At 41.9% G+C, this 6,116-nt stretch carries 2 protein-coding genes and 2 tRNA genes; all 4 read left to right on the forward strand.

Features of this window, described 5'->3' with window-relative positions:
* Positions 1 to 58: 58 nt before the first annotated feature.
* The 4 genes from A8F94_RS07530 to A8F94_RS26350 all read left to right on the forward strand — a co-directional run bounded on the left by A8F94_RS07530 (position 59) and on the right by A8F94_RS26350 (position 6,069).
* Positions 59 to 133 (forward strand) — tRNA-Cys (locus A8F94_RS07530).
* A 23-nt stretch (positions 134 to 156) separates the two neighbouring features.
* Positions 157 to 238 (forward strand) — tRNA-Leu (locus A8F94_RS07535).
* 1,185 nt (positions 239 to 1,423) lie between these two features.
* On the forward strand, positions 1,424 to 2,017 hold the full coding sequence (locus tag A8F94_RS07550; RefSeq protein ID WP_066197910.1) for a DUF6241 domain-containing protein: 594 nt from the start codon (positions 1,424 to 1,426) through the stop codon (positions 2,015 to 2,017).
* A 923-nt stretch (positions 2,018 to 2,940) separates the two neighbouring features.
* The gene (locus tag A8F94_RS26350; protein WP_066197913.1) at positions 2,941 to 6,069 is read left to right on the forward strand and encodes a S8 family serine peptidase; all 3,129 of its coding nucleotides are present in this window, start codon (positions 2,941 to 2,943) and stop codon (positions 6,067 to 6,069) included.
* The last annotated feature ends 47 nt before the right edge of the window (positions 6,070 to 6,116 follow it).

The raw sequence follows: 6,116 nt of genomic DNA on the forward strand, positions 1-6,116 counted from the left end.
CCACCTTGCCAAGGTGGGGGTCGCGGGTTCGAATCCCGTCTTCCGCTCCATTTGATTCGGCGGCATAGCCAAGTGGTAAGGCCAAGGTCTGCAAAACCTTTATCCACCGGTTCGAATCCGGTTGCCGCCTCCATAAAGTCCAATTCATTTTATTATGCCGGTGTGGCGGAATTGGCAGACGCGCACGACTCAAAATCGTGTTCCGAAAGGAGTGCCGGTTCGACCCCGGCCACCGGTATCACTGTTTTAAAAAGGCTTCTCACTTAATTGTGGGAAGTCTTTTTACATATGTAGTAGAAGTTTTCCTTGCCTTCCTTTTGTTGCATTACATCAGGGGACTTACGTGCTTTGGCTAGATCTGCCTCTCTCCGCTTTTTAAGCTTGAATGACTTTTCCCCTATATTAAATCTTTCGCAAAAGTCCGCTGTCGATAATTTTTCCATGTTTAGTATTTTCTCCTCTGTTTGTTTATTGTTTGTACATTGCTTGTGTATGATTTTTCCAATAGGTTAGCATATCGCTATAAACTATATACTTTGAAGTGTGTAATATAGGGAACTACTCACCTATTAACTTTTAAATGCCAACATATAGGCAATTAGCTCTGGAGAATCGATAAATTTGTAAACAAAGTAACTGCTTCGGAACTTGTTAGGAACACAATAAATCAATGTGTGTCCTTTTAGCATTAGGTAAATCGCCAGTGATTTTTTCATGATGACTTTCTGCTTTTGTATTTTCATTGTGTATGTCCTCTTAAAGGATTGTTTACGTATATATAGTATTGATGACTTTTAAGCGGTCAGGACATATGCCATCATAACCTTTTGCTCGATAATGGGGTTTTTTCAGATAGAGGGTTTAACTCAAATTGACGATTGAAATCCTTGGGCCTTATCGTGGGGAAGTCTTGGGTTCGCCGTGGGCTCACCCTTGCGCTTAGGTACATGCGGCATCCAGACTACGCTGCTGTTTTCTCTTGCGGGTGTTTGTCGAAAATAAGAGATGGAAACAAGTTGCCAGCACATTGGTGGTAACGGATAATGCAAAAGAAATACTCAATATATGGGAGTGATAACATGCACAAAGATTTGACGAGAAGGCGGAGTACGGATTCTTATAGATTTGTTTTTCAATTACTATCATAAGGACAAGACAACAGCATACGGGTCAATGCTACTCCATTTTGATGTGGGCATATTTAATGATGTAGGACTCACTGCAAAGATTATCAAGCAAGAAAGAGCATTTGCACTTTTACCGATAATGAGAAGTGTCGATAATGAAGTTGTTGACGATATTGAGAAGCACTTGAGAGGCATTACAAGTAATCCATCGAGATGAGTTCGGAGTGAATCTTACAGAAAGCGGAAGATCCTCCGCTGGCGGATGCTTCCTCAAAATGAAGGAGTTGATAAAGATAATGAAAAGGATAACTACCCTCCTTTTTATAGCGATTATCGGATTAGGAAGTTATATGGCATATGATACTTCCCAAAAGAAGAAGGAACAAAAGGAATCTGATAAAGTCATTGAACTTACGGAGGAACCTGAAGCACCTGCAACTGTGATCGAACCTATTGAAGAAACAGTGGAACCTGTTGAGGAATCAAGTCCTGTTTTCCTGTTTCAAGAAGTGTTGACCAAGGAAGAAATCGAGCAGAAGTATCCGCTCACCATGACTGAACTGGAAATGCAAAACACATTACATGGCATGACCCATCAAAAAATTAGGGCAGAAATGAAACGGGGTCTAACGCCTATGACTTTAGAGCGGGTTGAGCGATTATTACAAGTCGTGGAAGCAAATGTAGATACATACGCCAAGGAAGATGCCTATCTCGAGATGTTATACAGCTGGAAGCGAGGAAACTTTTCTCAAGTTGAATTGCAACATAATACACTGTGGGCATTCCAAGATGGTGAAGTTGGTCAAGCATACGGAGTTTTAACACCTGCGGAAGAAAAAGCATTCATTGAGGAAAATTATGAAGTATTAGCAGAAGGTGCCGAGTAATCGATGCCTTTTTATTTGCTGTGGAAGGAATTGGAAACGGCTGTCGAATATTGGGACGGGAGGTGTGATTCAATATGAACTTTGATACAAACCACTTAGTGAGATGGGGAATCCCTGGATGGATATTAATTATGACACTAGGTCCTTATGTTTTCTTCACAAAAGGAACTATTGGAACTGTTTAATACCATGAATGCAGTAGCGGTGGGGGCGTTTTTAACAGTTATCGGAGTGCCACTTGGTTATCTGCTTAATCAAATTCATCATTCGATAACATAGGTATTTGTCAGAACAAAATTCTTGAGCCGTTGGTACAAAAAAGGTACATGGGACGGATATTTTAATAATGACTTAAAATTGGATGAATTATTTTTGAGGATGAAAAAGGAGCAAAGAAAAAGGAGCGGTACACTTACTTGTTATCGGGAGTGCCGGTTTGAACCCGGCCACCGGTATCACTTAACGACAGGGCTGTTGTTGTTAAAAGGCTTCTTACTTAATTGTGGGAAGTCTTTTTTCTAGGATAATTTTGAGAAGCAAGCATTCGTATGTTTTTGAAAATGGGACAAGTTTATTATGATAACCCTCATGACAAAGTACCTATTTGCCCAATCATCCCCTTTGCCACTTAAAAACCTTTCGAAGAAATCCCCGTTTTTTCTTCTAAATTTTCACTTTAAATCCTGCTTTTAAGTTCAAAAACATCTTTCCTTCGCTAAATTAAACTCTTTTCCAGCAAAAACATACAATATTTGAAATTGGGACCGTTCCTTTAAATAATGTACTAAAAATAATTTTCGCTAGCCGAAATAATAGTAGTTTAGTATTATAACATTATACTGAAAATTTTGTGTTTTCAGTTAAATAATTCAGGAGGAGGACACTAGTTATTATTTTCTGCAAAACAGATAAGGGGGAAGAGCATGGGCAAAAGAATTACTGTAATAATTTTCGTTTTCTTATTAGCATTTGGCAGCAGTGGATTTGCCTCGATAGGCAATATCACTCCGGAACAATTAGATTTACATAAACCGACGCTACCAAAAACCAATCTAACAGCAACTGACCACCAAAACATTGATCCAAACAAAGAGGTTCGGGTAATTGTTGAACTTGATGGCAGTGCACCTGTTGAAACGGCAACAAAGAAAGGCATAAAGTACGATAAGCTATCGAAAGCAGAGCGTAAGCAGCTGGAAAAGGCCGCAAAAGACAAACAAAAGACTGCCAAGGGTAAAATCAATGGAAAAAAACTCGGCATTAAATACGAGCAGGAATTCAATGCAATCGTAAACGGATTTAGTGCGAAAGTAAAATACGGTGATATTGAAAAAATCAAGGAAGTGCCAGAAGTAAAACAAGTATATCTTGCAAACGAGTACAAGCTTCCAGCTGAAAAGCCGGATATGAAGTTCAGTAAAGAGCTAGTTGAAGCCCAGGAAGCCTGGCGTGATTTCGGCTATAAAGGGGAGGGAATGGTTGTCGGAATCATTGACTCTGGTGTCGATCCGTCCCATAAAGACTTCCTTTTGACTGATTCTTCTTCCGCTAAATTATCTAAAGGCGCGGTAGAAAACGAAATCACTGAGTCAAGCCTTCCGGGACATTATTTCAATGATAAGGTTCCTTATGGCTGGAACTATGCGGACAATGACGATGATATTCTAGATGACAATGCTGATACGGGAATGCACGGGATGCACGTGGCAGGAACCGTAGCCGCCAATGGCGACGAAGAAAATGGCGGGATTAAAGGCGTTGCTCCAGAAGCTCAATTACTGGCTTTGCGTGTATTTGGCGAAGAGGAGGCCACTACATGGGGAGATATTTATATTAAAGCGATTGATGATGCAATTAAGCTTGGTGCTGACGTATTGAATATGAGCCTAGGATCACCTGCCGGGTTTGTAGATGCACAGTCCCCTGAGCAACAGGCGGTTAAGCGCGCAGTGGACAATGGGGTGGTAATGTCCATTTCTGCTGGTAACTCCAATCACTTTGGTGAAGGCTACTTCTACCCGTATGCTTCAAATCCAGATTATGGGGTAGTTGGTTCTCCAAGTGTATCCAATGATTCCATTTCCGTTGCATCCTACGAAAACACTCGAATGGATGTAGATGCAGCTGATGTTTCAATTGATGGAGGCGAAGCTGAAAAAGTTATGTTCCTGTCTGCGGGCCAAACTGCACCGACAGTGGGTACAAACTTTGAACTGGTGTATGGAGGATTGGGACAACCTGCAGATCTCAAGGGAAAAGATTTGAAAGGAAAGTTTGCATTAATTCAACGCGGGGCCATCGCATTTACTGAAAAGGCTTTAAATGCTCAAAATGCTGGAGCAGCTGGAGTAATCATTTACAACAATGCCGGTGGAACTGTTAATATGGCAACAGATGCGGCGATTACAATTCCGCAACTGTTCATGTTACAAGCGGATGGAGTTCGCTTTGCGGCAGCACTTCAAGCAGGAAAGGCTGTTACTGTAAATTTCGGTGGCGGAAAATTAACCGTTCCTAATAGTGAAGCAGGCAAAATGAGCGCCTTCACATCGTGGGGCATCACGCCAAGCCTTGATTTCAAACCGGAAATCACCGCGCCAGGCGGGCAGATTTACTCAACTGCAGATCATAATGAATACCAGATTATGAGTGGTACATCAATGGCGGCACCGCATGTAGCAGGCGGTTCGGCATTGATTCTGGAAAGAGTCGATAATGAATTCGGCCTTCAAGGCGCGAATCGGTCCAAGCTTGCGAAAAAATTCTTGTTGAATACCGCTAAGCCAGTAGTATTTGGAAAAGCACCTGTTTCTCCACGCCGACAGGGTGCAGGCCTAATGCAGCTTCATGCCGCATTATCCACACCTGTAACTGTGACTGATTCGAAAACCGGTGAAGCAAAGGTTGCTCTCAAAGAAGTTAAGAACAATGTTGTAACGTTTACGTTAACAGCGGAAAACTACTCTGACGATGCCGTAACTTACGATGTCAGTGCAAGTGCTCAAACAGATAGCCCTGCTAATGGAGGCGGCGTTTTGGTAACAGCACCAAACCTAACCGGAGGTCTTGATTTAGGAGAAATCACGACAGTTAACGGAAAGGCAGTCAATTCAATCGAAGTACCTGCCAAAGGGAAAACAACTTTTGAAGTCTCTATTGACGTTAGTGAGTGGGATGCAGATTTAAAGTCAATTTTCACAAACGGCTATTGGCTGGAAGGCTTTGTTAAGTTAACCGACCCAACTAATACAAACCCAGATTTGGTCGTCCCATATGTCGGTTTTAAAGGCGACTGGAATGCAGCTCCAATCCTTGATACTCCTGCCTGGGATCCAATGTCTTACTATGGATACACGGGAGTGATGACACATGTTGGAGGAGGCAAATACAATTATTTAGGCGTTGACCAGGCAACTGGCAAGCTTAACCCTAATTTTATTGCCATTTCGCCAAATGGTGACGGTAAAAACGATAGTGGGACGTACATTCTATCCCTGGTCCGTAATGCAAAAGAATTGAATTTTAGTGTATTGAACGCTGATGGCGAAGTAGTAAAGGAAATTACATCTGTAAAAGAATTACGTAAAAATTACTATAACGGTGGCGCGGGACTAATGTATCACCTTTCATCCGACTGGACATGGGATGGCACAATGCATAATGGTAAGATGGCTCCGGAAGGCCAATATTACTTGCAGGTGAAAGCAACACTTGATTATGAAGGTGCCAAACCGCAAACTGTTGTATTACCGGTGAAGCTTGACGTTTCTACTCCAAAACTCAAAACAGTATTACAGAAAGACGGAAAAACGGTTGCAGTCGATGCTTCTGATAAAACAAGCGGCGTCGCTTACTGGTATGTAAAAGTTGATGGAAATCTTGCTACGGAAAAACCATTTGTAAATGGGGAAACCTCCTTTGTACTCGAGCAGCCAGTGAAAAACGGCCAAACTGTTGAAGTCATTGCTGTAGATAATGCAGGAAACGCATCGTCCAACACAGTAAAAGTGGGCAGTAACGGCAACAACGGAAATGCAGGAAATAAAAAATAATCCTCATAAGGAAGGCAGGCAATCATCAGGTTGCCTGCTTTTTTTTT

The sequence above is a fragment of the Bacillus sp. FJAT-27225 genome (assembly GCF_001685025.1).
In the GTDB taxonomy this organism is placed as follows: Bacteria; Bacillota; Bacilli; order Bacillales; family Cytobacillaceae; genus Bacillus_D.

What these genes read in the sequence shown, in the direction of transcription:
- A8F94_RS07550 (WP_066197910.1), top strand. Translation starts at nt 1,424, where the DNA reads ATGAAAAGGATAACTACCCTCCTTTTTATAGCGATTATCGGATTAGGA.
- A8F94_RS26350 (WP_066197913.1), top strand. Translation starts at nt 2,941, where the DNA reads ATGGGCAAAAGAATTACTGTAATAATTTTCGTTTTCTTATTAGCATTT.